Source organism: Paractinoplanes deccanensis, from assembly GCF_016862115.1.
Lineage (GTDB): Bacteria > Actinomycetota > Actinomycetes > Mycobacteriales > Micromonosporaceae > Actinoplanes > Actinoplanes deccanensis.
Window position 1 is genome coordinate 84087 of record NZ_BOMI01000002.1, and the last position, 25589, is coordinate 109675.

Consider the following 25589-nt stretch of genomic DNA (forward strand, 5'->3'; position numbering starts at 1 on the left):
CTCACACCGGCATGGCGTGAGCGACGGGGAACGTCACGCCGGTGAGGTCCTCGGAGACGGACCACAGTCGCTGCTGGACGGCCACGTCGTACGACTCCGGGCTGGAGGTGACCAGCCGCGGGTGGCCCTTGATCTCGTAGCGCCCGCCGGGGCCGTAGTACTGGCCGCCGAGCGCGGCCGGGTCCGTGGCGGCGCGCAGGGTCGGCAGCGCGCCCATCGCCGGCGTCTGGGTGATCAGCGGGGCCAGCCAGGTGATCGGGATCCGGAGGGCCGCGGGGGTGTTGCGGGCGAGCTCGGTGCTGGACACGCCGGGGTGGGCGGCCAGCGCGGAGGTGGTGCCGTGCGGGGCGAGCCGGCGCTGCAACTCGTAGGTGAACATCAGGTTGGCCAGCTTGGACTGGCCGTAGGCCGCGACCCGGCTGTACGACCGCTCCCCCTGGAGGTCGTCGAAGTGGATCGCGGCCCGGATGCGGTGGCCGGTGCTGCTGACCGTGACCACGCGTGAGCCGGCCACCGGCAGCATCAGGTCCAGCAGCAGCCCGGTGAGCGCGAAGTGGCCGAGGTGGTTGGTGCCGAACTGCATCTCGAAGCCGTCGCGGGTGGTCCGCTTCGGCGTGTACATCACGCCGGCGTTGTTGATCAGCAGGTCGATCCGGTCGAACCGGGACCGCAGCGCCGCCGCCGCGGCCCGGACGGAGTCGAGCGAGGTCAGGTCCAGCGCCTGCACGGTCACGTCGCCGCTCATCCGGGCGGCCGCCCGCTCGCCCTTCTCGACGTCGCGCACCGCCAGCACCACCGTCGCCCCGCGCTCGGCGAGCGCCTTGGCGGTCTCGTATCCCAGCCCGGTGTTGGCCCCGGTCACCACGGCCACCCGGCCCCGCTGGTCCGGAATGCTCGCCGTCGTCCACTTCTCGCTCATGTCGCGCTCCCTTTAACGTACCGGAGGTATCTTGATGACGATGACGCTAAAGTACCTGCGGTACGTTGTCAACGTACCTGCGGTACTTAAGTTAGGCTGATGATCGTGACCTTCCAGCGAGCGCGAACCGAGGAGCAACGGGAGCTCCGCCGCCAGGCGATCCTCGACATGGCGTCGACGATGCTCGACGAGATGCCCGTCGCCGCGGTCACGCTCAACGAGCTCAGCCGCCGCGTCGGCCTGGCGAAGCCCAACGTGCTGCGCTACTTCGAGTCCCGCGAGGCGGTGCTGCTCGAACTGCTCGACCGCTTCCTGCGCGAGTGGCTGACCGACCTGGCCGGCGACCTGGCCGGCGGCGTCGACGACGCCGCACCCATGGCCGAACGGGCCACGGCGGTGGCCGAGATCCTCAGCCGCTCGCTGTCCGAGCGGGCCGTGCTGTGCGAGCTCTTCGGCGCCCAGGGCAGCGTCCTCGAGCACAACGTCTCGGTCGAGGTCGTCGCACGCTACAAGCGCGCCTCGCTCGACCGCCTGACCACCATGACCACCCTGCTCCAGAAGCACCTGCCGGAGCTGGCCGACAACGCGGCCCTGTTCAGCCTGCAGACCATGGTCCTGGCCGGCGCGCTGTCCGCCTACAGCTCACCCCCGCCCAGCCTCGATGCGGCCTACCGGGCCGAGCCGGAGCTGGCCCGCTTCCACCTGGAGCTGCGGGACGCGCTGAAGCTGAGCCTGACCGCGACGCTCCTCGGCGTGCTGCCACGCCGCTGAGGCACCCGAGGGTGACCTGGTCACCAAAAAGTGCCTTCTTCCCTGCTCGCTACCGGTCTCTTACAGTTCCTGAGTAACCGAAAGAGAGCACGGAGGCGAACGACATGGCCGTAACCCTGGTGAACCCGAGCGGGCTGCCGGACATCCCGATCTATCGGCAGGTCTCGGTGGCGACCGGCTCGAAGCTGATCCACGTCGCGGGTCAGGTGGCCTGGGACGCCGACGGCACGACGGTCGGCGACGGCGACCTCGCCGCCCAGGTCGAGCAGTGCTATCTCAACGTCGGCACCGCCCTGGCCGGCGTCGGCGCGACCTTCGCCGACGTGGTGAAGCTGACCATGCACGTCGTCGACTGGCGGCCCGAGCGGATGCCACTGGTACTGGAAGGCATCAGCCGCGCGGCGGCGAAGCTCGGCATCACCCCGGCCGCGCCGGCGTCCCTGTTCGGCATCGTGGCGCTGGACGTGCCGGAGCACCTGGTGGAGCTGGAAGCCGTCGCCGTGCTGGACTAGCCGGCCACCGGGTCGCGGAACCGGCTGCGCGCCGCCTCGATGTGACCGAGGTACCGCTGGGTCCAGCCGCACATGCCGTCGACCACCAGGCGCAACCCCTCACCGGCCTCCGTGAGGGTGTATTCGACGCGCGGCGGGACGGTGGGGTGGACGGTCCGCCGCACCAACCCGTTGCGCTCCAGCATGCGCAGATTCTGGGTGAGCATCTTGTGGCTGATGCCACCGATCTCGTCGCGCAGCTCACCGAAGCGCATCGTGCCCTGCCCCAGGAACTCGATGATCAGAAAAGCCCACTTGTTCGCCACGTCCGAGAAGATCTCCCGCGCCAGCGAGTCGGCCCGGGCCAGGTCGGCTTCCGGAGGCAGCTCGCTGATCTCCTTGCGGGTTCCCATCGCACACTCTCCTTCAGTTCCTGGCCAACCACCGGAGAGTAGCCCGGCGGCCCCGCAAGCCTTGACCTGAAGTGCGGTTCACGTCGGATGCTGTGGGCATGGACGTGAACGCCTACCTGGACCGGATCGGTGTCGCGCGGCCGGGGGCCGCCGACGCGGAACACCTCCGTGAGCTGCACCGGGCACACCTGGAGGCGGTGCCGTTCGAGAACCTCGGCATTCACCTGGGCGAGCCGATCTCGCTGGACCCGGACGACCTGGTCGACAAGGTCGTCCGGCGGCGCCGGGGCGGCTTCTGCTACGAGCTCAACGGCGCGTTCGCCCTGCTGCTGGAGGCCCTCGGCTACTCGGTGGCCCGCGTCGGCGCGCGGGTCTTCCGGACGCCGGACCAACTCGGCCCGCCCTTCGATCACCTGGCGCTGCTGGTCGGCACGGCGGACCACGACGGCCCGTGGCTGGCCGACGTCGGCTTCGGCCGGCACAGCACGTACCCCCTGCTGCTCGGCTCCCGAACCGGCCAGGACGACCCGGGCGGCCGTTTCACGCTGGCCGACGCCCCGGACGGCGACGTGGACGTGTTCCGCGACGGCGACCCGCAATACCGGATCGAGGCCCGCCCCCGCGCCCTGACCGACTTCGCGCCCACCTGCTGGTGGCAGGCGACCTCCCCGGAATCGCACTTCACCCGCGCTCCGGTCTGCTCCCGCCTCGACGGCGACGCCCGGATCTCCATCAGCGGCCGCACCCTCATCCGCACCAAGGGCGGCGCCCGCGAGGAGACCCCGCTTCCCAGCGACGACGCGCTCCGGGCCGCCTATCGGGAGCACTTCGGCATCACCCTGGACCGGCTCCCGGGCGGCGCCTGATCGTCCGCTCGCCGGCCGCAAGCTCAGCGGCGCGACTGCCGGCGGTGATCAGCTCGCGGCGGTTGGCAACGCCGACCTTGGCGTAGATCCGGCGCAGGTGCCATTCGACGGTGCGGGGACTGAGGAACAGGGTCGCGCCGATTACCCGTCCCCTCATTCTGGAGCTCGGCTCAGGTAACAACAACGCGGCCTTGCCACCGAGGGGTAGGCGGAGAGCTGGTGGCGCCGCCGCAAATGCGCCGGCACACCCCGCCGGCTCAATTAGCGACCTGTGCGACGCGGGTTCGGCAAGGCGATCGTTGCGAGGGTCTCCCGGTGGCGAAGCGACCCCGTTCAGCCCCAGCGCTAGCAGGGCGAAGCGGTGTCCTTCTCGACCGCAAGTTCGTCCATCGGCATCGCGGCGTACCACCGTCCGACGACAAAGTCGGACGGCCGCCTTGTCTGACATCACCGTTAAGCTATCCGGACCGATCGGACCTTTCTTTAAGTCGCAGGAGCGCCTTCTCGCGCACCTTTTCCCATGGGTGCTTAGCTAATCTGCGAAGCGCCTCGTCCGAAGTGTTCGGATGTCCCGCAACGGCCGCCGCTACAGCATCGTGCGGGTCCCAGGAAAGGAGATCAAGAATGTCAGTAGGGCATGAATTCTTCATCGCAATACGATCGCGGACGCGCCAGTCATCATCGGCCGCCAACGACCGCATCACCCCTTCCGATATAGTACGATTGTTCGCCACCCAGAAATGCATGTCTGGATAGTTCGCGACCAAGCTCGTCCAAACTTCATCGAGCGCGTCTTCCCAGGCAGCCCTACGCCGCTGAGCAGGGTCTTCGCTGGTAACGAGGCGAACGAACTCATCAGCCGTCTCAATCATTACTTACACCCACCCAAAGCAGATCCCAGGCCCTTCACCTTGACCGACTTGAGATCTTTGAAGGAGATAAATTTTCCCTTTTCTCCTTTGTGCTTGTTTTGCATGAAATCGCCATTCTGGTCAGCGTCCGATATCCATTCAAGCCCGGTTGCGGTTTCCCGGAAAACCTTCCACGAGGAGCCGCCATGGTCGGCCTTGTCTGGGCTCCACCAGAGAACGTTTCCCTTACTGTCTGGAACCTGCTGGTAATACATCGCACCGAATGGGCCGCCGCGCATAACCGCCGTCGACTTTGCCGGGTCGATGTTCCAGCCATCGTTGTGCACGAGAACCGGCGTGTTGCCGGCGAGCACATAGTACGTGTGGCAATTTCCTCGACGACACGGAGAGTGACTTATCGGCGCAGGGCTCTCACCTGGTCTTTCGTGGGTGGGATGGGTTGCGGCTCGTGTTGTCGGGTGGTGTTGACGGCAACCGTGACGGCAACGTGGGCAGACAACCAGCGACGTCAGCGGCCGTCGGGCGGTCCGTGGGGCTATCCGAGGTAGGGCGTGGTGCGGTGTTCGGTGTGGTGGCGCAGGCGGAGCCGGACGGTGTCGTGGATGGGGATGCGGTCGAAGTCGGCTGGGCCGACGAACCGCACGTCGGTCGACTCGTCGCTGACGGCGAGGGTGCCGCCGATGACTCGGCCGTAGTAGGTGATGTTGAATTCCTGGCGGACTTCGCCGTCGGCGTACGCGATGACGTGCTGCGGGTCGGTGTAGATGCCGAGCAGGCCGGTGATCTCGATGTCGAGTCCGGTTTCCTCCCTGACCTCGCGGATCACGCATTGACTGAGAGTTTCGCCGATGTCCATGGTGCCGCCGGGCAGCGCCCAGTTGCCGGAGTCGGTCCGGCGTTGCAGGTGCACGCGGCCGTGTTCGTCGACGACGAGGGCGGAGCCGCCGGGTACGAGGCTGTTAGCGCGTGGGGCGGCCGGGTCGTGGTAGTAGTCGCGCCGGCCGCTCACGATGCCGGCTCCGGCGGGTAGGCGGTGGTGGTCTGCCAGACCTGTTCGAACTGGTCGGCGAACGAGGCGAAGATGCCGTACGGGGAGAGTTCGCGCAGGTGCAGGGCGAGGTGCTAGTAGCCGCGGGCGCGGTACAGGTGCGGGGTGACGATCATCTGGTTGTCGAAGCGGAACACCGAGTTGTACAGGTGTACCGCGTGCAGGCCGACCTCGACACCGGCCTCGCTATGGAGGGGTTCGCAGAAGTTGAGGGCGTTGCGGATGCGGCCGGGCAGGGTGCCGCCGATCTGTTCCAGGGCGTCGCGTTCGACCACGTGGGCGCTGTCCGGGTCGGCGAACGCCAGGCGGATGCGGGCGCCGGCGGCGGCTTTGTCGGTCAGCCGTTGCATGGTGTCGGGCAGCAGCTCCAGGACGAACGGGTAGGCGTAGCCGAGCAGGTCAATCCATTTGGTCGCGCCGGACAGCAGCGACGTCCACAACGTTTGCGGGATGTCGGCGCGGTGCGCCCAGGCCCCGGCGACTTCGGCGGTGGCTCGCCCTCACCTCAGTCGATGCCGGGCCGGTGGTCGGGGTCGGGCTGGTCGGGGTCGAGGGCCTGGTTGAGGGCTTCGATGGCGTTGCGGTGCAGCCGGGGCCGGACGTGGGCGTACACGTCGGCGGTGACGTGCAGCCGGGCGTGACCGAGGAGGTCTTTGATCGTCACGAGTTCGACGCCCTGTTCGAGCAGCAACGTCGCGCACGAATGTCTCAGGTCGTGGAACCGGATGTAGCGGACTTCGGCCAGGTAGCAGACGGTCTCGTGTTGCCGATGCACGTACGCGCGGTCGAGTGGCCGGCCGGTCGCCGAAGCGAACACCACGTCCTGGTCGGTCCACCGGTCGCCGGCTTCCCGCCGGTCGAGGTCTTGCCGCTGCCGGTACCGCTTCAGCGCGGGGATACAGGCGGCCGGGAGCACGATCTTACGGCGGGACGCCTCGGTCTTGGGCGGCTGGAAACTCATCCCGCCCTTGACCCGCGCCAGGGTTCGCCGCACGGACAAATGTCCGCCATCCAGGTCGATGTCCGCCCATTGCAAACCGAGCAGTTCACCCCGGCGCAGGCCGGTACGCAGCGCGAGTTCGAACAGCGGGCCGTGACGGTGGAACGCGGCAGCGTACAGATATCTACGGGCTTCGACCGCCGTGAACGGCTGGTGGCCGGTCCGCCGCGGGGTAGGCAGCCGCACCGCAGAGGCCACGTTACGGTGCAGCAGCTCCTCCCGCACGGCGTGAGCGAGCGCGGCGGACAACACCGCACGGATATAGCGGATGGTCGCCGGTTGCACCCGATGCTGACAGCACGTGCCGACCGCGCAGCAGCGAGGCCGCCGGTCTTTGCGCCGGTGGTGCGGGTCGCGGCGAGCGTCCCACCCTTGGGCGCAGCACTGGCACACGGCGGCGGTGCCGTCGAGGAACGTACGGACGTCGGCGACCGTGAGCGCGTGCAGGGGGCGGTGGCCGAGTCCGGGAATGAGAAATGTCCGTACGTAGGTGTCGTAGTTGGTGTAGGCGGTCGGCCGGACCCGGTGCACGGCCACCGTGTTCAGCCAGGACAGCAGGTACTCGCCGACGGTCGTGTTCGGGTTGACCTGGGCAGGCCGTCCGTGCTGGGAGTCGGCGAGTTTCTCGGTCAGCTTGTCGGCGGCCTGTTTGCGGGTAGCGCCGTAGACGCGGACCCGGCGGCTGGTGCCGTCGGCGGCCAGGACGTAACCGGCGCCCTCCCACCGGCCGTCGGCGCGCTGGTAGATGGTGCCTTCGCCGTTGGCGCGTTTCTTACCGGCCATGCCGGTCACCTCCGTCCACGCCGATCTGGCGCAGGTACGCCGTCAGAGCCGTGGCGGGGATGCGGCGGCAGCGGCCGATCTGGACCGAACGCAGCCGGCGGGTACGGATGAGCTGGTAGACGGTGTGCCGCGACACCTGCAACCGGGCCATCACCTGCCCGACGGTCAGCAGGTCCGTGCTCATACCGCACCTGCCTCTCCAGCACGGCCGGTGTAGCGCCAGTCACCGACCACCAGGACGGCTTCCGGTTCGAGGCCAAGCCCGGCCGCACGCTGTGCGTGAGTCCAGTGGAGACGTTCGGCACGCAGCGCCGTGAGGGTGGTGGAGTAGTCCCGCGACGTGGTCGCGAAATGACCTCGGAACCCGAATGTGTGCGCGTGACGGCGCAGCCGCAGCCCCGCGTAGACGGGTTGCCCGCCGAGCCACCAGCACGTCTCGACGAGCCGTCGGGCATGATCGCCCAGCTCCCGCAGGTCGATGTCGGGTCGCCGTCCGGTTCCTGAGCAGCGACGACACAGCAGGCGCCCGGCGCCCTGGTCACGAACGGGATGAGCGCCGTAGCCGTCGCAGACGCGGCAGAAGATCGGGCCGAGATCGATTCCCGCGACCTCGGCGGCCTTGGTGGCGTACTTGGCCACGTACCGGGCCACCACGATCTCCGACAGGCCGCCGTCGATGGCGATCGGGCGGAGGTCGAGCTGCCGGCCCCACCGCAACGACCGAGCCGGAACCTGCCGAGTACCGGGGACGGCGATCGTGACCCGTCGGGCCGCGTTCCGCAGCGCCAACTCCAACAGCGCGGCAGTGGCCCCGGGCTGCGGAAGTGAGGCAGGACCGTCGAGACCGTCGAGGCGCACGACCGCGTGCAGGTGGACCACGCCGCGGGCTTGGAACTCGGCGACCTTGGCGAACACCATCCGCACCGGCGAAGCCGCGACATCGCGCGGTAGGCCGGTGGTCGTGGCCAAGGCCCGCCGGGACTGCTGGAGGAACCGCGCCCACAACCGCCCGGCATAGGCGTTGAACAGCACCTGACCGGCGTAGTCGTAGCCGGCCGGGTCCAGATCCCTGTTTCAACAGGTCGTCGACGACATCCTCGACCAGATCCGCGACGGACGCCTCAACCCCAACGACCCGCTACCGTCCGCCCGCAAAATGGCCGACGTGTACGGCGTGGCGTCGATGACCGCCCAACGCGCTCTGCGCGAACTGCAAAACCGGCGCATCACCTACGCCGTCGCCGGCAAGGGCACCTTCGTGCACCCCGACGCCTTCGACCTGCTCCGCAGCGGCGTCCTCCAGGAGCCGATCGACGACCCCGACTCAGACGCCGGGTCGCCGCCTACCTCGCCGACCAGCAGGCCATCACCATCCGCTACCACCAGGCCCGCACCCTCGACGACAAGAACGCCGCCTTGCAAGACCTGCTCGACCACGCCGACACCCACGGCCGCCTCATCGACGAAGTGATCAATACCAGGCCGACCACGGCAACTTCGCCAAGCCACCGGCCATCGCAGCGGTCACCAGCGACGACAAGCCGCCGGCCGCGCCCACCAAACGGCGCAGCAGCCGCACCCGCGAACCCAAGCAGTAACCCAGGCTGCGACCAGGCTGGTTCAAAACTGCTCTACCTAATCAAGAACGGCCCGGCTTGCGCCGGGCCACGCGCACGCGCTACAGACCTACGGCCCCCGCGCGCACGCCCGCCAACACCCGAACCTCCAAGCAGCTGAGCCAGTCGACCAGGACTAGCAGGATGATGCCTTCGCCAGCCCGCGCACGGCCACCGGTTCCGGGATCGACGCCGCCCCGCACTGCCACGCGACACCACCACGCAGACCGCTGCCGCCCGGCAACACCCCATCGACATCTTTAGATCAATTTCAGCGTTTGACGGCAACCGTGACGGCAACCCGAGCGCACGGCTACGCTTTCCCAGCGACTGTCCGGACTCGCAGTAGTCGTTGTAGCCACCTCGAACACGCCGATCCCTTTACCCGCTCTCCAGCGGAACTAGCTCTATCTGCAGAGAGTCGGCACGCACGTTGATTTCGCCGAAGTCCCCCGCAATCCGGTAGGCATCATGATCAAAGTCAAATGAATCGACGCCTCCATAGTCCAATTCCCCGGACGCGTCTCTGGCCGGCGGCAGCCCTTGCCCGGCCCAATGAAGGACCGAAACTTTTTCGAACCTAAGCTCCCCACGTCGATAGCAATGACTCTCCCCGGGCAGCGGAGCCTGGTAGTCCGGGTGCTCAGGAAGCAATACAACATCAAGAGAGATAGTAAGTGTCCCCGGGCGAGCCACGATGTCCAGCACCCAACTGTCTTCCAGGTAGAAGAGGCGCAGCTCACCGATCTGACTGTAGTTTGTCATGGCAGATCATAGTCAATCGAAGTGTGGTTACCCAGAGACTTCCGAGTCACCGGATTTCCATACGGATCAACTCTTTCCCCGGCCGCGTTCCGCATTTCGACATGCGGGCTCTCGCTTCCGGGTGCCCGCCCACTACCTCGCTTGATCGTAATTCTCACGATTCCGTTTTCATCCGTGTACTTGATAGGCCCGTTAGCTGTGCGGCTCCGCGTCCATCCTTGAGAAGCACCGAAACTGTCCAACTCTGAAGCCTTGGCGACGCGGCCTTGCGTCAACTGACCGAGCGCGAAGTCCGGATCGTACTTGACGATATCCGTACCGCAGTTGTGGACCAGCACCGGAGTGTTGCCGGCGAGCACATAGTACGTGTGAAGGCCGTCAACGGTGAGGTTGTAGGCGGCTGCCGTCCGGCGTTCTGACGTCGAAAATCCGTCGACGAACACCGCATGATTGGCCGGATCCAGGAGGAGGTCGCCCGGGTTGAGCTGGTCCGCACGCTCCCAGCGGCCATCCCTTTCATCCCAGAACGGGTGATCTTCGGTGGTGATCAGTTTCTTGCCGTTAACGGCCAGCGTGAAAAGGTCATCCAGATGTGACCACGTTGCGGTGACGGAATGAGGGCCTTCCTCGCCGGTTCTCGGGTCGGTGGCGAGCACGACGTCGCCGACCTTCACGTCCTTGATCGGCTTGGTGGTGCCGTCGGCCATCAGCACTCGCGTTTCACCCGAGAAGCTCTTGCGCCCTCCGAGCGGTCTCATGCCACAGCCAGTAAGGGAGGTTACGGTCTCGCCGTAGCCGACAAGGGCGGCAAAGGCTGCCGCGACTGCCACGTTTCCGTTCGAAACCCCTTGGTCGCCTTCCTTGGCTGCGGTAGCTGCGAGGGACCAAGCGTCGTTGAGTGCGTGGTATGCCTGTCCCGAGCAATTGGTCAGCTCGTTTTCTCCGGACATACACGCTTCCAGCATTGCTTGTGCGTACTGGAAGTCGCGAAGCGGCTGTCCACCGTTCTTTTTGACGAGTTGATCGACTGAGGCGTTATACGCATCGAGATAAGCCTCGATGTTGGTGATCTGCCATTTGTCCATACAACCGAATCCGGTTACGCAGACTTGAGCATCCCCAGTTTCCGGGTTCTCCCAGCCGGTGGCCTTGCCAACGTAATCGTCATCGTCTGCGAATCCGCTGCTTGATCCTTGACCTGATCCGCTGCCTGATCCGCCGCCGGACTTCCAGCCGGACGGGTTGCCGTTGTTGGGGTTGACGTAGTTGTTGCAGCTACCGCCGTTGCCGGCTGCGCAGCCTGGCCGGTCTTTGTCGACGACCAGTCCGGTGGGGTCGCTGAAGGTGATGGGGTTGTTGTTGGCATAGGCGTAGGCGTTCCATTGTTGCGGGTCGTTCAGGTCTTGAATGGGGTCGACGGAGATGAACCTGCCGAGCTGCGGATCGTATTCGCGGGCGCCGAGGTGGGTGAGCCCGGTGTTGTCGATGGTGCCGCCGACGAAGCCTTTGTCGTTGGGCCAGGCGCTGGCGGCGCCGCGCGGATCGCCGAAGGGTGTCTGCTTGCGCGTCGTGGCTTGCAGGGTGCCGGCCGCGATGGCGATCTGGGCTGTTCCTTGATGGTCCGTTGCCAGCCAGGTGAGCCCTGTGTTCGTACGGGAGGCGATGGTGCTGTCGGCGAAGGTGTAGTAACGCGTGCAGGTCGTGGTTGCGGTGCTGTTGCTGTAGCGGATTTCTTGGCCGGGCAGGTAGAGGGTCTTGCCGTCGGGGTCGCGGCGGATGAGCCGGCTGCCGCCGGCGTCGTAGATGTAGGTGGTCAGGCCGGTGGCGTCCGCGGAGCTTTCCAGGAGACCTTCGGCATCCCAGGTCAGCGTCTGGGTTCCGGTCGACGGCGCCGGGCGGGTGAGCATGTTGCCGGCTTGGTCGTAGGTGTAGCTCGCGTTGGTGGCACCGGACACGGCGGTCACAGCATGCGGCCGCACGGCGGTGCTGCCGGGCACCGGGTGGGTGTATTCGGTCAAGGTCTCACCGGCCGCCGAGTGGACGGTTTCCTTCGTGCGGTTACCGATCTTGTCGTACTGCCAGCTGTTCCAGTAGGCGGCCGGACCGCCGAGCAGTGTGACCGCCGGTGCCGCCGTGCAGTCGCCGTTGGCTGGTGTCCATGCTTCGGTCAGCCGGTCGAGGTAGTCGAAGGTGAAGCATTGGGTGTCGTCTTGCGGGTCGGGGGCGGCGTCGACGACTTTGGTGATGTTGCCGGCCGGGTCGTACTCGTAGCTGGTTTCGGACAGGACGGCGGGGGTGACCGTGTCGCGGGCCGTCATGACTTTGGTGATTCGGCGGGTGCCGTCTTCGCGGGAGAACGCGGTGTAGACGTGTCCGCCGCTGCCGAGATGGCGGTCGATCTGGTCGACCTCGCCGAGGGCGTTGTAGACGGTGTCGTTGATGTAGGTCAGGTTCTGGGTGCCGTATAGCGTCGTGAGGGTGCGTTGCTGCCCGAGTGCGGTGTAGTCGTAGCTGAGCGTCTCAGCGGGCAGGCCGGTGTTGGTGCCGGGGATACCGGTCGACGCTGTGGAGCCGTCGACGTTGTAGGTGGCGGTGTAGTTGTAGGTGCCGGCGAGGCCGGTCTCACCGTCGGGGATGACGATCGCGGTTTTGGTGGGCTGGTAGCTGTCGTCGTACTCGAGAACCTTGGACTGGTAGGCGTCCGCCCCCACGAATCGCGTGGACTGCGAGAGATAGCCCCTCTGGACGGTGTCGTAGATCCATTGGGCGCGCTCGAATCCTCCGATGCGGTTGTCGTACGCCGAGCGCTTACGGTTGAGCGGGTCGTATGCGTAGGCGAGCTTCTTACCCCGGGCATCGGTCACGGTCGAGACGTTGCCGACGTTGTCGTAGGTGAGGGTGGCTTTGCCCTTGTCCGGGTCGTCGACCGTGGTCGCCCGGCCGCGCACGTCGTACGTGTAGACCCAGTCATTGCCCAGCGTGTCGGCGACCTTGGTCAAATAGCCGCGCCGGTCGTACGCGTAGGTGGTCGCGTCCCAGCTACCTGCGGTCTGGGGTGTAGGCGCCGCGCTGTGGTACTGGCGCAGTTGCACCGGGCGGCCGCGGGCGTCCGTGACAGTCGAGGTTGCGGTGCCACCGGCCGGCGGTGTGACGTCGGTGCGGTCACCGCCGTACGCGGTGCTCGTGCGCCAGCGTTCGACGCCGTCGGGCTGGAATACCTCGGCCGTGACGCGGCCGGCCCCGTCGTAGACGGTGCGCGTCTGCCGTTTGACGAACGCCCTGTCCACTGAGGTGAGGGTGCCGCCTGGTGTTCCGCTGGCGTGGTAGGTGCCGAAGGTGAGCACCTGCCGGCCGGCGGTGTCGTAGAAGCTTTCGGTGAGCAGCCGTCCGCCGGATGGTGAGGGCGCCTGGGTTTGGCGGGGACGCAGCAGCCCGTCGAACAGGGCGTAGGTGGTGACGTAGCCGCCTGCGGGATTGAGGGTGGAGGTGGAGACGACGCTGGCGGCGTCGTTGTTGATGTCGTAGCTGTATTTCTCGGTGGCGGGTTCGGCGTCCTTGGTCTGGCCGGGCCCCCAGACGTCGGTCGTACGGCCGAGCGCGTCGTAGCGGATGTCGGTCCGTTTGCCGTTCGGGTCGACGACGGTCACCGGCAGGCCCCAGGCCGGCTCGAGGGTCGTCTCGGTCTCGTGCTGCATCGGGTTCTTGGTCACGGTCGAGGTGACCGGCCCGTCTGCGGCGGGGGTGTAGTTGGTGGTGGTCTGCGCGTTGTTGGCGTCCGAGACGGTCTTGATGCGCCCGTGGTCGTCATAGGTAGCTTTGTTCACCACGAGGAATGTGGGTGTGCCGTTGTTCCAGGCCGACATCTCCTGCGTTTGTGTGGGCAGACCCTTGCTCGGGGCCGCGGTCCAGGTGAGGTCACCGTCGTAGAAGGTGCGGGTTTCCGAGATGACGTCGGCCTCGGTCAGGGTGCCGCTGGTGTTGGCGCACGCGACAGCGAAGCTGCGGGCCCGTTTCGGCTTGTTGAGGATCCAGGCGGTGGTGTTGCGGGCGAATTCGGTCCGGGTGCATCGCTCGTCGCCGGCCACGCCGTCTTGGCCGAGGTCGTCGACGATGTACGGCATGCCGTAGCTGTCGTACGTCGTGACGGTCTTGGTGGTGCGTTCGCCGCGGCCGCCGTCCAGCGTCGTGTGGGAGGTGGAGGTGCCGGTGCCGGTGAACCGGGCGGTGACGGTGTCGCCGTTGATGGTGCGCGTGGCCGTAGGTCCGGACGCCCACGGTGTGTTGACCTGGCGGGATATCAGTGCGCCGCCGGGCCCGTTGAAGACCTTCGTCTCCCGGACCGCACCGGCGTGCCAGTCGTCGTCGGCAATCCCGTCGACCGTGCGCGCCTTCACTCCGCCGGCGCTGTCCGCGCGGTCGCCGTTCATGCCGCGGAAGTAGCGGGTTTCGGTGTAGGTACGGTCGCTGCCGTCGCCGACCCTCACCGCGACCTTGCCGTAGCCCCGGTAGTCGGACCAGGTCTTGAAGTTCTTCTTCACCAGGCCGTCGTCGTCGGTGTAGTGCCACGCCGCGCCGTCGAGGTACTCGTAGTAGTAGGCGACGCGAGGACTGCCGAGCGGCGGAATGCCGCCGGTGTTGTCGTTCTCGTAGATGCTCGTGACGACGTATTTGTTGAACCAGTCGGTGACTGGGGCGGACTTGCCCTCCGGAATCCAGCGCACGGGATAGCAGCGGCGGGTGTTGCTCTCCGGCGCCGGCCGCGGTTCATCGGCTTGGCAGTCTTGCGGCGAGTAGGTGATGTCGACCGATCCGCCGGTCTCGTAGCGGATCTTCTCGATGCGCATCCACTTCATCGCCAGGGCGAAGTCGATCGTGTCGACCCGGTTCGCCATCCCGACCGGGGTGAATTCGACGTCCGGCACGGTCTTGGTGCCGCCGACCAGCCCGGCGTGTGACAGCTTGGACAACCACAGCCCGCCGCGAGTGCCGTCGCCGGGATCGGGGAAGGTGTGGGTGAGCGTCCACCGCTCGACGTCTCGGTACGACGCGCCGTTACGGACCTGAGTGGTAACTGTCTTGAGTCGCTTGGTGCTCCAGAATGTGGGCGTGTACGAGTCCGGGCACGAGCTGCCGGTGCAGGCGGAGTCCCACGGCACATCGGGCCAGTGCACGGCATCGTGCGTGCCGCAGTCGGCCAGACAGCGATGGTCGACGGCGAAGTCGACGCGCATCGGCGCCAGCGCGGTGAAGACCGAGTCGACGCCGTTGACGCGGCGGGTGCCGTAATCGATGCGCTCGAGCCACGCATCCCGGTGGTAGGAGGCTGCGTCGTCCGGGTCGAAGTTGCGGGCGTACTTGTTGGTGTCCCTCTGGTACCAGTACGACATGGAGTTGCCGGAGGGGTCCACGACGTAGTCGAGGTTCCAGCGCCACGGTTGCATACAGTCGGAGTCGGCGAACGCGGAGGCGTTGCATGCCTCGTTGGGGTCGTTGCCGAAGACCGGCACGGTGAGGGTGGAGTTGGTTTCGGTTTTTCCAGTGGTCCAGCCGGGCAGGCGGTTGGTGCCGAACCAGTACTGGAGACCGTCGGGTGTGGTGACGATCCAGTACTCGCCGTCGTCCTCGTCGCCGTTTACGGTGCCGGTCTTGTGCTGGATTCGGGTTCCATCGTCGTTGCGCAGATGCCACAGTTTTTGCGTGGCGTTGTAGATGAGCTCGCCGGAGTGCCCGGCCAGCGACAATGTGGCGTTGTCGGTTTCCCAGCACAGGTCGCCGGTCTTCTTGTCGTTGTTGGCCGAGCCGTCCATGTCGTCGGCGCAGGGAATGTAGGTGCGCTCGATGAAGCCACCGGCGGTTGTGTCGAAGCCCTGCCCGACCCAGGACGGCTGGTTGTTCGAGGCAGCATGCATGCCATCGACCGACTGTGAGGAGTACGACAGCGCCACCTCGGGACCGGGCCTGCCAAGCCCCGGCGGCGTCCGCATCGGGTAGGACCAGTTGAACGATCCCGAGTTGCCACCGACGGACCAGGTTGATGAGGCGCTCAGCGAGCTCGCCGCGTAGTCACCTGCCGGGCCGGACGCGGCGGCCGTGGCAGCGATCAGCGTCTGTGATGCGCCGACGGCCACATCAGCGGACACGGTCTTCGCCTTGGCGTCGTTAGTCGACTTGAGTGGCTGCGGCGCGCACTGGGCCTTCGCCGGGGTCGTCAGTGCGCAAGCGGGCAGCGCGACCAGTCGCAGACGGCTGGACCAGTCGGCGCCGTAGGCGGTGGCGAACGACCGATAGTCGAGCGTCACGGTGGCCGTGCCGGCCGCCGTCGTGCCGTCGGCGCGGCCGAGGCGCAGCAGCACGCCGCGCACACCGGCCTTCTCTGTGGTGGGCCTGTCGAGCACCTCGACCCGGACGCGGGCCGGGCCGGACTGTGTGGCCCGGACGGCTGACTGAGTGGAGCCACGGGAGACCCGAACAGGCAATCCGTCGGCCGTCGCCGCCACGGTGGTGGTGGTGTCGACGATTGCGCTACCGGCCTCCGGCCATGCCGGTGCCGGCTGCGCCGACGCCGGAGCCAGCTGTTTCGCCTCGGCGACGGGCCGCGCGGGAACGTCCTTGACCGGCACGACGGGTACGGGTTCTGGTGTCGGCGGTGTGAATGGTTCGGGATCGGCGGCCTGTGCCGGCGCTTGCAGGAGACCGACGACGAGGATGGCGGTCAGTGTGGTCGCGATTCTTCGTCGCCGTGACAGTGCAGACGAGGTAGAGCTCACCGGACGCTCCCGAGGGGGTGAGGAAACGATCAGGGTTGACGTGGGGAAGGCGCAGCGGGCAGACCGGCCGGGATGGCGGCCGGCTGCTCGGTGCGGATACGGCGCGAGTGGGCGGTCAGGGCATGGCAGTGGTGAGGCGCAGCCCGTAGCCGGGGCGCAGGACGGCTAGCCGGTCGGAGTAGAGCAGTCCTGCGTTGCCGTCGGCGGGTTGGATGCCAATCAGGGCCATGCCGCCGCTGTTCAGGTAGCTGCCGTCGTTGCCGGGGTAAACGAAACTGATACCGCCGGTCTCGTCGAGGATCGCCTGGAAGGTGAATCGGACGCTGCTGTCGTTGAAGTGGCGCAGATTGCGCCACTCGATGACGTACTGCCGATCGGAGGCGCTGCCACGCACGGCGGTCACGATGTCGGACTGTTCGTCGGCTATCCAGTCCCTGCGGAACGGGTAGATATAGCCGGCGGGCAGGTCGAGGGTGCCTTCTGTGCCGATCCGCAGGGTTTCGGTGCTGGCCCCGTAGAACGGGATCGGGAACGGCAGCTGCACGGTGGCCCACGCGTCGTTCCCGGTGAGCAGGTCCGTTCCGGTCGCAGCGGTGTATGGCATCGGCGCCTCGGTGATCGTGTAACTGGCACCGGCCGGGGTGGGCTCGGCCGCGAAGCCGATGGTAGCTGCGGTGCGACCGACCAGGACCGACCTGGTTTGGGAGCCTGCGCAGTCTCCGTTGGGAATGCTCGCCAGGGCCGTCCAAGTCTTGGCAGGGATGTTGTCCAGTTGGTAAATGCCGTCGTATGCCGTGGTCGTAGTGACGCCGGCCGCGTTGACGGTGGCGCCTTCGACGGGGTTGCCGGCGCAGGTGACGCTTCCACTGATCGAGTTGGTGGCTGGGGCATCGGGCTGGAAATGAACGCCGGTGCCGTCGGTGAGCAGGTCAGTGGCGTACAGATGTTGGAGGGCGACGGTCCCGTCGGTGTTCTCGATGCCGACGGTGCCTCCGCTGCCTCGTTCGATGGGGCTGTCCGGGTCGATGCCGTCGTAGGCGAAGGTGATGCTCCCGTCCTCGGCGAAGATCGCTTCGAAGGAGACCCGGTCGGCGTCGCTGGCAAACCAGAGGGCGTTGCGCCATTCGACGATCCATTGCCGGTTCGGGGCGGTGCCGGTGACCTTGGTGGCGATGGCGGCCTGGTCGTCGATCACCCAGTCGGCCCAGAACGGGTAGATGGCGCTGTTGGGAGTCAGGTCGGCATTGCCGGACGGAATCGGGGTGGCGGCGTAGTCGGCGGCGCCTTCAGGGGCGAGGGTGACGAAGCCGTTGCTCGACACCCACACGTCCGAACTCGTCTCGCCGTAGAGCTTGATCGGGAACGGCGTCACGGCATGCCAGGCTTCGTCGTCGCCTGTCCACGGTTGAACGGTGTCAGCGGTAATGAAGGGTTGGGCGTTGGTGGTGCAGCGGTAGTGGTTGTCGGCGTCGCTGAGTGACAGGTCTTTGGTGGCGTCCCCGCCGGCCTTGTAGACGGTGACGGTGGCGTACTGGCCGAGGCAGCGGTTGTCGCCGACCGAGACGGTCAGCTGGTAGGCGCCGGGCGTCATGCCGGTAAATTGGTAGCTGCCGTCTGCGCCGGTTGTGGTGGTGCGGTCGCCGGGGTTCAGGGTGATGGTGGCGCCCTCGATCGGTGTGGTCGTGACCGCTTCGGTCAGTACGCCGCCGATGGCGCCTGCCGCTGCCGGTGTCCAGGTGATCGAGCTGTTGGGGGTAAGGCTCGGCTTCTGGTCCGAGTAGAAGTCGGTCACAGTACCGGTCAGGTCCTCGAGTCCTACCGTGGCGCCGCTGCCCTTCTGCAGGTCGGTGGACATGGCGCCGTAGTGGTAGGAGACCTTCCCATCCTCGTGCAGGGCGAGTTCGAATGTGCTCCGCTCGCTGGTGCCGTCGAACAGCGCGTTGCGCCATTCGATGACGAAGGTGCGGCTGGGCGCCGTGCCGATGGTTTGGGTGCGGACGCTGGCGGAGCTGTCGATGACCAGGTCACTCCAGAGCGCGTCGAGGTAGCCCCCGCCGACGGCCGCCCATCCGTCCGTCGACACGGTCGCGGTGGTCGAGCTCCGGCCATAGAACAGGGCGGGGAACGGCAGGGTCACCTCGGTCTCCGCGACGTCGCCGGTCAGTGGCAGAACTGTGCCGGCCGCGACGTAGTTGACGGTGCCGACCGTGCAGGCGTAGCCCATGACGCCATAGTCGGGTGCCAGGCGCAGGTCGAGCGTCGTGTCGGCGGTCAGCTCGACTTGTTGGTCGACGGTGTCGGCGCAGCGTCCGGTCTTGCGGGCGGTGATGGCGTAGCTGTCGGCGACCAGTCCGTAGAAGGTGTAGCTGCCATCGGCGGTGGTGGTCGTGGTTAGCCCGCTCGGGTCGAGCGCGATGGTGGCGCCGGCCACCGGCTGTCCGGACCGGTTGGTCAGTTTGCCGGTGAGGTTGTGGGTTTCGAAGCCGCCGGGCAGGTCCGGCGGGGTGAACACGATGGCTTTGCCGTTGGCGAGCGCCGCCTCGTCGGAGGAGTACGCGATTCCGTCTTCGCCGTCGACCGACTCGAGGCCGACCAGCGCGTTACTGCCCTGCTCGGCACTGTTGTCGAGGCCGTCGTAGTTGGTGGTGACGGTGCCATCAGCGGCGAGGGTGACCGAGAAGCTGAGCCGCTGCGCGGTGTTGTCTTTGCGGTAGACGTTGCGCCACTCGACGACGACTTGCTGACTGGTTCCGCTGCCGGTGGCCGCGGTGCGGACGCTCGCGGCGGAGTCGACGACCAGGTCGTCCCAGAACGGGGCGATGACCGCATTCGGTTCGGCCGCCGATACCAGCGCTGTTCCGGCGGTATGTGGGTGTGAGCCGAGCGGATCGGTAAACGACAGCAGGCCGTTGGTGTCGACCCAGGCGCTGCGATAGGCGGTTTCGTAGTAGGGGAACGCGAACGGCAACTCCATCGTGATCACGGCGTTGTCGCCAGTCAGCGGCAAAACGGTTGTGCCGGTCGCGAAGGTGGCGGTGCGCTCGGCGCAGACGTGACCAAGGCTGGAGGAAGTACGCACCAAGACAAGCTCGAGAGTCAGGCCCTGAGTGGAGACGTTGCGTTGCTGGTTGGCTCCGAGGCCGCATCGGCCCCCGGCGCTGGCCACGACGGTGTAGGTGCCGGGCGTGAGATCGGTGAACTCGTACATGCCGTCGGCGTCGGTGGTGGTTGTCCGGCCGCCGGGTCGCAGCGTCACGGTCGCGCCCGCGACGCCGCTGTAAGAGGTCGAGTCGACCACCGTGCCGTCCAGACGAGTTCCGACCGACTTGACCATGATGATGGCCTGGGTGAGCGGGCCGTCGCGCGTGCCGTCGTTGGCGACCGCGTACAGCGGCCACTCACCTGGGTTGGCGCCCACCGGTACAGACACGGTGACACTGCCTCCCGCGGTGGCCAGGTTGGCCGTGGAGCCGAGTCCGTCGCCGGCGAAGCTGTACCGGAATTTGGTGACATTGGTGTCCCCGCCGGCGTTGAAGGTCACCTGCGCTGTTCCGCCGACGGTCACCTCGGAGCCGTTGGGCAGGCTGATCGCCGGCTGTAGCGGCTGGGCAAGCTCGGCCAGATTGGTTGCGGTCTCGGCAAAGGTGTAGACCCGCACGTCGTCCACTGCCCCGTCGAGGAATCCGTTGTCGGCGCCGGTCCACTTTCGCTTGCCGATGGTCACTGGGCCGGTGGCGTTGAACCCGCCGGTCAGCGTTGCCGTTGCGGTCTGCGCGACCCCGTTCACGTACAAGGTGAGCTTCTTGGTCGCCGCGTTGTAGGTCGCGGCCAGGTGGGTCCACTTACCCGCGACGGGGGCGGCGTTCGACAGAATCTGGAAGGTAGTCGGGCTGTCGGCATCGGAGCCTGCCATCGCGAACCGCCACCGGTTGTCCGGACCCGAGTAGCCCAGCGTGTACGCCGACGTGCGGCTGCCTGAGGCCGCCACTGCGGTGCGCTGGACCGTTCCTCCCGTCGCGGTCAGCCGCACCCGGGCGGTCACGGTGAAGCTGCTGTCGGTGCGCACCGCAGTGGCGGCGCCGGTGTCAGGGTGCGGGTAGGTCGGCGCAGCGGCGGTGGCGGCGAATCCGGTCGTTCCGTTCAACGACAACGCGCTGCCCTCGCCACCACGACCGGCGGAACGAGTGGCGCTGCCGCCCAGGGTCACGGTGTTGCCATGCTCGCTGACGTCCTTGCCGGCGACATCCGCGTCATCGAACGTCCACTCCGCCGCCGGGCCGGTGCCAGTCCGGACGAGGAAGGTGTACGTCGACGGGTTCGTCGAGTACCGGCCGGCGTGGTCCTTCGACCAGACCCGCAACGTGTTGATGCCCTCGTGCAACGGCGCCGTCGTCACGGCCCCAGTGCGGTCGGCATTCATCGTGGCCGGCTTCGCAGCTAGCAGCACACCGGAGTCCAGCGTCCACACGTACGAGGTGATCTCTTGCGGACGGGTCGTGTTCGGCTTGCCAATCTTGAACGTGCCCTTGATACCCACGCCGCCCATGAAGGTGGTGGTGGAGTAGTCGGTGGAGGTGATGGGTCCAGGTGGAGGTGGCGGGGTGGAATCGACGGTGAATCTGCACTGTCCGGACCACGTCGACAGGGCCCCATCAGAGGTTTTCGCCTGCCAGATGTAGGTGCCACCGTCGGCCAGTTTCCCGGCAGGGATAGCTCTCGAGACGACCGTGCCGTTGCCGTTGGACTGCGTGACCTTGTTCGTCTCACTGCGCTGCCCGTTCGCGGGCCACCAATAGAAATCGGTGGTCAACGTCCCGCCGTCCGGATCCGACTGCTTACCCGCCAGCACCGGCGTCGGCCATAGCACGTAGGGATTGGGGTTCGTCGAGCAGTCCTTACCATCCGACGTCATGGGGCTGAGCGGGTTCGGCTTCCTGTTGTAATCGATCGCCAGCACAGCGGTCGATGGGTCGAACCGCTTCCACTGCAGCAGAGTGCCCTCGTTGACCGCGCGTAGTCCCAGGTTGACGCTCGTCTGGTTGTTCTTCGCAGCGTGCGCGACCATCGGCTGCACGTTGAACTCGACGTTGCCCGGCCCGTCACAGCCATGCACCGAGCCCACCTTGTGATTGGCCGGGCTCTGCGCCGTGAAGGGACTTGTGCCGACCCAGACCGGCTGATTGTTCCAGGTCGTCGCCGCGGAAAACGCTCCGGTCAGATACACCTTCGCGTTGCTCTTCGGATTGCAGGTCCACGCGTGCTTCTGTTTGATGATGAACTTGGCCGCCTTGACTTGCGTACCTCGCACGGGGCTTATGTTCAGCCGAAACAGCGACCGGATGATGTGATCCGCGCAGCCCGTGCAGTCCTCGGTCCGCCCCACACCTGCCGACCCGTACACCGAACCGTTCTGCAATGCCGAGGTGTTCTTCCAGAAGGAACTCGTAGGGTGCTTGCTCCACACCGAGGTCCACTCGTTGTTCACCAAATATCCATTGACCGACGGGTCGATGAAAACCGGGAACTTCGTCCGTGGATCGGCCAGCATCGCACGGTCCGGCGTGATCGTCAGAGCGGATCCGTCTACCTTTACCGGCATCACTGCCCTGCGCTGCCGCTCCGTCCCGGGCGTATCACGGTCATGCTTGTCCCTGTCGGCAGGCGGTTCGGCGATGTTGGCGCGCTCACCGGCTTGGTTCTTGTTGGTGGCCGTGGCCGGCTGCTCCATTGGGGGTTGCGCAAGCTCGCTCGAGTCCCACATCAGCGGGGCGGGCGCCGCGAACACCGGGGTACCTTTTGCGTCACGAGCTTCTAGGCCGCCGCCTGCGGTGGTACGGACCGCGACTCCCTTGGCCGCAAGCCCGAACTTCAGTGAAGCGAGCTTTGGGCTGGCAGCCGCCTTACGGCTACGGACCACCAGCACCTCGGAGAACCCCGTGGTTTGGGCGGTCACCTGCAAATCAACCCCGGGCAATACATCGGCGTAGACCGCGGTTGATCCCTTCAGCTCCGGGGCCGGCAGGAGGCTTGGCCAGCTGATCGAAATTTCACGGTCACCGTCACGCAACCGGCCGACCAGCGTGTTCCCGCCGGCAGAGAAATTCATCGGCAGCACCGTCGCCTGCGGGACCACGCCCGCGGATGTCCTTGCCAGGGTCGTGTCGACCGGAACCCAAGAACTGCCCTTGCGAACACGACGTGGCTCCACGGACTGCTCGAGCGTCAGCGTGCCGTCGACGTTGATGAAGACCTGCGCGTCCTCGGTGCGCTCCGAGAGGATCTCCACGCGGCGCTTGCAGATCGCAACCATGCGCTGCGCCGACGACTCGTCCGGCTGCTCCGCGAGACACGACGGTGCCGCGGGCGCGGCCGCCGCGGGATCGACGTTGGTCACCACGGCGAGGGTCGAGGCAACCAGCAATGCGGCGCAAGCCGTCGCCAGATGCCTACGCTGACGCCAGCCGACAGCAGCCATGAACTTCCCCCGTCATCCACACCGCACGGTCGCGGGGAAGGAACATAAGAAATCAAGATCTCCTATGTAAAGGCTGTGCTGTCCCTGTGAGCACAGACCCGGAACGCCTTCGCGACGCATGGCACCCGATCTTGGACGCAGAGTGATGTTGACCGACAGCAGATCTCCTGGTCACTCCGGGCGCGCGTCCCAGGTGCAGCAACGCTAGGTATCCACCGCCTAAACAGTGATATTCATCACTTAGTCGAGCAGAGCCTGACCGACGGTGGTCACCAGATAGATCACTCGACGCCCGCTGCGTACCCCCGCGATCAGGCCGGCGTCGCGCAGCACCCGCAAATGCTGGGAGACCGCGCTCGGCGTGACGCCGAACGACCGGGCGCACGTCCGGGTGCAGCGCGGCGAAGAGCCGATCGGCGCCACCCGCGGTCAGCTGCGACGCGCGATGCGCCACGTCGGCGTCGAGCAGGGCGCGGATCCGCGGCCAATGCGGCGCGATCAGCCGGTCGTACGCCGCCCGCAGCTCGCCGGCGATCTGCCGCAACCCCGCCGCCGGGCGCCTCGCGAGCCGTGCCGCCGCCGGGGGCGGATCGTCGCCGAAGGTGCGCGCGAGGCCGGCCCGCACCTGCCCGGCCGTGGTACGCCGCAGCGCCGCCAGGTCCTCGTCGATCGTCGTCTCGACACCGTCCGGCGCGGGCAGGAGGAACTCGGGCCACGACGGCCGGTCGCTGACCAGCAGGGGCCAGGTGGCCGGCAGGCTCAGCCCGTCCGCTTCCTGCCTGGCCCAGCGCAGCCAGCGCAGATGCGGCTCGGGCGCGCCGAAGCCGCCGAGCAGGAGCAGCCCTCCGATGGTCTCGGCGAGCGGCGACACGGCGAACCTGGTGCCGGCCAGCTCCGTGACGTCGAGATCAACCGCCAAGGGCACGTCCGCATTGTGTAGCGCGGCGCTACATCGTGTCCACGGCCCGCGGCACCGAGAAGGCTGATCTCCCGTGGGCAGACTTCTCCATACCGGCGACGCGAGACTCGGCACCGACTATTGGCGGCTCTGGTGGGCCAACGTCATCAACAGCGTCGGCGACGGCGTCTTCATCGCCGCGTTGCCGCTGCTGGCCGTCACGGTGACCGTCGACCCCCAGGAGATAGCGGCCATATCCGCCGCCGCCTACCTCCCGTGGCTGCTGTTGTCGCTGCCGGCCGGGGCGATCGTCGACCGTCACGACCGCGCCACCCTGATGTGGCGTTGCCAGGTCTTCCAAGCCGTCGTCGCCGCCGGGATCACGCTCGCGGCGCTGACCCACCACACCACCGTTCCTCTGCTTCTCATCGCGGGTTTCCTGCTCCAGGCGGCCCAGGTCGTCATCACGAACGCCGCCCAGTCGGTTCTTCCGCACTATGTGCCGGCCCGGCTCCTCCCCCGGGCCAACGGCAACCAATACATCGCCCAGTCCCTGGGCACGTCGACCATCGGCCCGCCCCTCGGCGGCGTCCTGTTCGCCGCCCTCGCGGCCCTGCCGTTCGGCGTCGACGCGGCATCGTTCGTCATGTCCGCGGCGCTGCTGGCGATGATGCCGGCCGCGTCGAGCGACGATCGCCCCGCACGCCGGCCCATGCGAGTGGAGATAGCCGAGGGGCTGAGCTGGCTCCGCCGGTACCGGCTCCTCCGCACGCTCGCCCTCATGCTCGGCATGAACACGTTCTGCTTCCAGATGGCCTTCGCCACGCTCGTTCTGCTGGCCACCCAGACGCTGCATCTCACCGAGCGCGCCTACGGGCTCATGCTGGTGGGCTACGGCATCGGCGGGATCATCGGCGGCCTGGTCAACAACCGCATCGCGCGGCGGGCCGGTCCCTTGCCCGCGCTCGCCGCGTCGTACGCCGGCAACGCGGCGGTCTATGTGGCCATCGGCCTGGCGCCCAACGGCCTCGCGATGGCCGCTCTCATGGCGGCGAGCGGCTTTCTGGTGACCATCACGGGGGTCGTGACCGTGAGCCTGCGGCAGCAGATCGTGCCCGTGCACCTGCTCGGGCGGGTCAACAGCGTCTACCGAATGCTCGGCTGGGGCCTCATGCCGCTGGGCAGCCTGGCCGGCGGCGTCGTCGCACAGCATCTCGGCCTCCGAGCACCCTTCGTCAGCGCCGGCTTCATCCGGTTGGCCGTGCTCGCCTTGACGTTCCCTGCCATCGTCTCCGGAATCCGCTCACTCCGAACCCCGTAGACAGGATGTCGGAACTCATCCGCGCCCGGCGTAGAGGTAGACGGTCACCATGCTGGGCGAGTCAAGGTCGAGCAGGACCGCACGCGATGTCCCATCGGAGGTCGAAGTTACCTCGTCGATGCCGGCAACGGTCTTGGCGCTCTCGGGGTGCCAGAGGTTGCCTCCGCCGACGTTCTCCGCTTCACCCACGGCCCGAAGTCCCGGTGTGAGCGCAGCGGTGAACTGCCCCGAGGCGACGAACGCGTCAAGTTCGGAACGCGGCAGACGGAACTTCGCCGACAGCCGAGTCTCCAGCCCGTTGCTGTACGCAGCGGAGAGCAACACGGTTCCGGGCGGCAAGGTGACGTGGGCGACGGCCTCCAGCTCAGATGCGCTGGCTACCACCGGTTCCGACTGCAAGGGAAGGCGATCCGAGCTTCCGCTGTCATCGAGTCCGCCTAGCACTGCCAGACCACACGTGACTGATGACAAGACCAAACTTATGCAGGCAATGACGAGTGCCGCGGTGCCGTGTCGACTCCGTTGCTCTGCGGACTTGGGGTGGATCATGGCCGGAACGATAGGTCCTCCGCGCTCCTCGGCTA

19 protein-coding genes and 1 pseudogene are annotated in these 25589 nt (G+C 67.0%); 5 read left to right on the top strand and 15 right to left on the bottom strand.

Translation table 11 applies throughout. The features are described from left to right. Position 1: 1 nt before the first annotated feature. Positions 2 to 919 (bottom strand): SDR family NAD(P)-dependent oxidoreductase, encoded by a 918-nt coding sequence (locus tag Ade02nite_RS00450; protein ID WP_203759363.1) that lies wholly within the window; start codon positions 917 to 919, stop codon positions 2 to 4. 99 nt (positions 920 to 1018) lie between these two features. Between Ade02nite_RS00450 and Ade02nite_RS00455 the strand changes: the two genes are divergently transcribed. Both Ade02nite_RS00455 and Ade02nite_RS00460 read left to right on the top strand, forming a co-directional pair. Further along, positions 1019 to 1690 carry a TetR/AcrR family transcriptional regulator gene (locus tag Ade02nite_RS00455; RefSeq protein ID WP_239168408.1) on the top strand — a complete coding sequence of 224 codons (672 nt, stop codon included), beginning with the start codon at positions 1019 to 1021 and terminating at the stop codon, positions 1688 to 1690. 104 nt (positions 1691 to 1794) lie between these two features. After that, a complete protein-coding gene (locus Ade02nite_RS00460; protein ID WP_203759367.1) occupies positions 1795 to 2202 on the top strand; it encodes a RidA family protein in 408 nt (135 codons plus the stop codon). On the opposite strand, the gene Ade02nite_RS00465 is transcribed toward Ade02nite_RS00460, so the two are convergent. After that, positions 2199 to 2594, bottom strand: coding sequence for a winged helix-turn-helix transcriptional regulator (locus Ade02nite_RS00465; RefSeq protein WP_203759369.1), 396 nt, complete (start codon positions 2592 to 2594; stop codon positions 2199 to 2201). The genes Ade02nite_RS00460 and Ade02nite_RS00465 overlap by 4 nt on opposite strands. A gap of 98 nt (positions 2595 to 2692) precedes the next feature. Here Ade02nite_RS00465 and Ade02nite_RS00470 point away from each other — a divergent pair, with 98 nt between their 5' ends. Continuing rightward, positions 2693 to 3460, top strand: coding sequence for an arylamine N-acetyltransferase family protein (locus Ade02nite_RS00470; protein ID WP_203759370.1), 768 nt, complete (start codon positions 2693 to 2695; stop codon positions 3458 to 3460). On the opposite strand, the gene Ade02nite_RS50570 is transcribed toward Ade02nite_RS00470, so the two are convergent. The 8 genes and pseudogenes from Ade02nite_RS50570 to Ade02nite_RS00510 form a co-directional block, all read right to left on the bottom strand. Further along, positions 3429 to 3908 (bottom strand): LuxR C-terminal-related transcriptional regulator, encoded by a 480-nt coding sequence (locus tag Ade02nite_RS50570; RefSeq protein ID WP_203759372.1) that lies wholly within the window; start codon positions 3906 to 3908, stop codon positions 3429 to 3431. The genes Ade02nite_RS00470 and Ade02nite_RS50570 overlap by 32 nt on opposite strands. A 10-nt stretch (positions 3909 to 3918) precedes the next feature. Next, complete coding sequence (locus tag Ade02nite_RS00480) at positions 3919 to 4332, bottom strand: hypothetical protein (RefSeq protein WP_203759374.1); 414 nt, start codon at positions 4330 to 4332, stop codon at positions 3919 to 3921. Then, positions 4332 to 4685: a hypothetical protein gene (locus tag Ade02nite_RS00485; protein WP_203759376.1), complete on the bottom strand. Its 354-nt coding sequence runs from the start codon at positions 4683 to 4685 to the stop codon at positions 4332 to 4334. The genes Ade02nite_RS00480 and Ade02nite_RS00485 overlap by 1 nt, the downstream gene beginning before the upstream one ends. 182 nt (positions 4686 to 4867) lie before the next feature. Continuing rightward, positions 4868 to 5341, bottom strand: coding sequence for an NUDIX domain-containing protein (locus Ade02nite_RS00490; RefSeq protein ID WP_203759378.1), 474 nt, complete (start codon positions 5339 to 5341; stop codon positions 4868 to 4870). Continuing rightward, positions 5338 to 5874 (bottom strand): annotated as a pseudogene (locus Ade02nite_RS00495) (XRE family transcriptional regulator); the annotation flags it as partial. The gene Ade02nite_RS00490 and the pseudogene Ade02nite_RS00495, both read right to left, overlap by 4 nt. Before the next feature lie 11 nt (positions 5875 to 5885). After that, entirely contained in the window at positions 5886 to 7163 is a 1278-nt protein-coding gene (locus tag Ade02nite_RS00500; RefSeq protein WP_203759380.1) for a tyrosine-type recombinase/integrase, read from the bottom strand. Next, complete coding sequence (locus tag Ade02nite_RS00505) at positions 7153 to 7347, bottom strand: helix-turn-helix domain-containing protein (RefSeq protein WP_203759382.1); 195 nt, start codon at positions 7345 to 7347, stop codon at positions 7153 to 7155. The genes Ade02nite_RS00500 and Ade02nite_RS00505 overlap by 11 nt, the downstream gene beginning before the upstream one ends. Then, positions 7344 to 8195, bottom strand: a complete 852-nt coding sequence (locus Ade02nite_RS00510; RefSeq protein ID WP_203759384.1) for a replication initiator — start codon at positions 8193 to 8195, stop codon at positions 7344 to 7346. Before Ade02nite_RS00510 ends, Ade02nite_RS00505 begins: the two co-directional genes overlap by 4 nt. A gap of 73 nt (positions 8196 to 8268) precedes the next feature. Here Ade02nite_RS00510 and Ade02nite_RS00515 point away from each other — a divergent pair, with 73 nt between their 5' ends. Continuing rightward, complete coding sequence (locus tag Ade02nite_RS00515) at positions 8269 to 8634, top strand: GntR family transcriptional regulator (RefSeq protein WP_239168419.1); 366 nt, start codon at positions 8269 to 8271, stop codon at positions 8632 to 8634. A gap of 526 nt (positions 8635 to 9160) precedes the next feature. Here Ade02nite_RS00515 and Ade02nite_RS00520 read toward each other — a convergent pair. From Ade02nite_RS00520 to Ade02nite_RS50890, 4 genes are all read right to left on the bottom strand, one after another. After that, positions 9161 to 9544, bottom strand: a complete 384-nt coding sequence (locus Ade02nite_RS00520; RefSeq protein WP_203759386.1) for a hypothetical protein — start codon at positions 9542 to 9544, stop codon at positions 9161 to 9163. Next, positions 9541 to 16311 (bottom strand): RHS repeat-associated core domain-containing protein, encoded by a 6771-nt coding sequence (locus Ade02nite_RS00525; protein ID WP_203759388.1) that lies wholly within the window; start codon positions 16309 to 16311, stop codon positions 9541 to 9543. The genes Ade02nite_RS00520 and Ade02nite_RS00525 overlap by 4 nt, the downstream gene beginning before the upstream one ends. Positions 16312 to 16426: 115 nt before the next feature. Next, a complete protein-coding gene (locus Ade02nite_RS00530; protein ID WP_239168409.1) occupies positions 16427 to 22705 on the bottom strand; it encodes an NIDO-like domain-containing protein in 6279 nt (2092 codons plus the stop codon). 133 nt (positions 22706 to 22838) lie between these two features. Further along, positions 22839 to 23711 (bottom strand): hypothetical protein, encoded by an 873-nt coding sequence (locus tag Ade02nite_RS50890; protein WP_239168410.1) that lies wholly within the window; start codon positions 23709 to 23711, stop codon positions 22839 to 22841. Between the two features lie 67 nt (positions 23712 to 23778). Here Ade02nite_RS50890 and Ade02nite_RS00545 point away from each other — a divergent pair, with 67 nt between their 5' ends. Beyond that, positions 23779 to 25005 carry an MFS transporter gene (locus Ade02nite_RS00545; protein ID WP_203759394.1) on the top strand — a complete coding sequence of 409 codons (1227 nt, stop codon included), beginning with the start codon at positions 23779 to 23781 and terminating at the stop codon, positions 25003 to 25005. Between the two features lie 15 nt (positions 25006 to 25020). Here Ade02nite_RS00545 and Ade02nite_RS00550 read toward each other — a convergent pair whose 3' ends face one another. Then, complete coding sequence (locus Ade02nite_RS00550; RefSeq protein ID WP_203759395.1) at positions 25021 to 25554, bottom strand: hypothetical protein; 534 nt, start codon at positions 25552 to 25554, stop codon at positions 25021 to 25023. Positions 25555 to 25589: the final 35 nt, after the last annotated feature.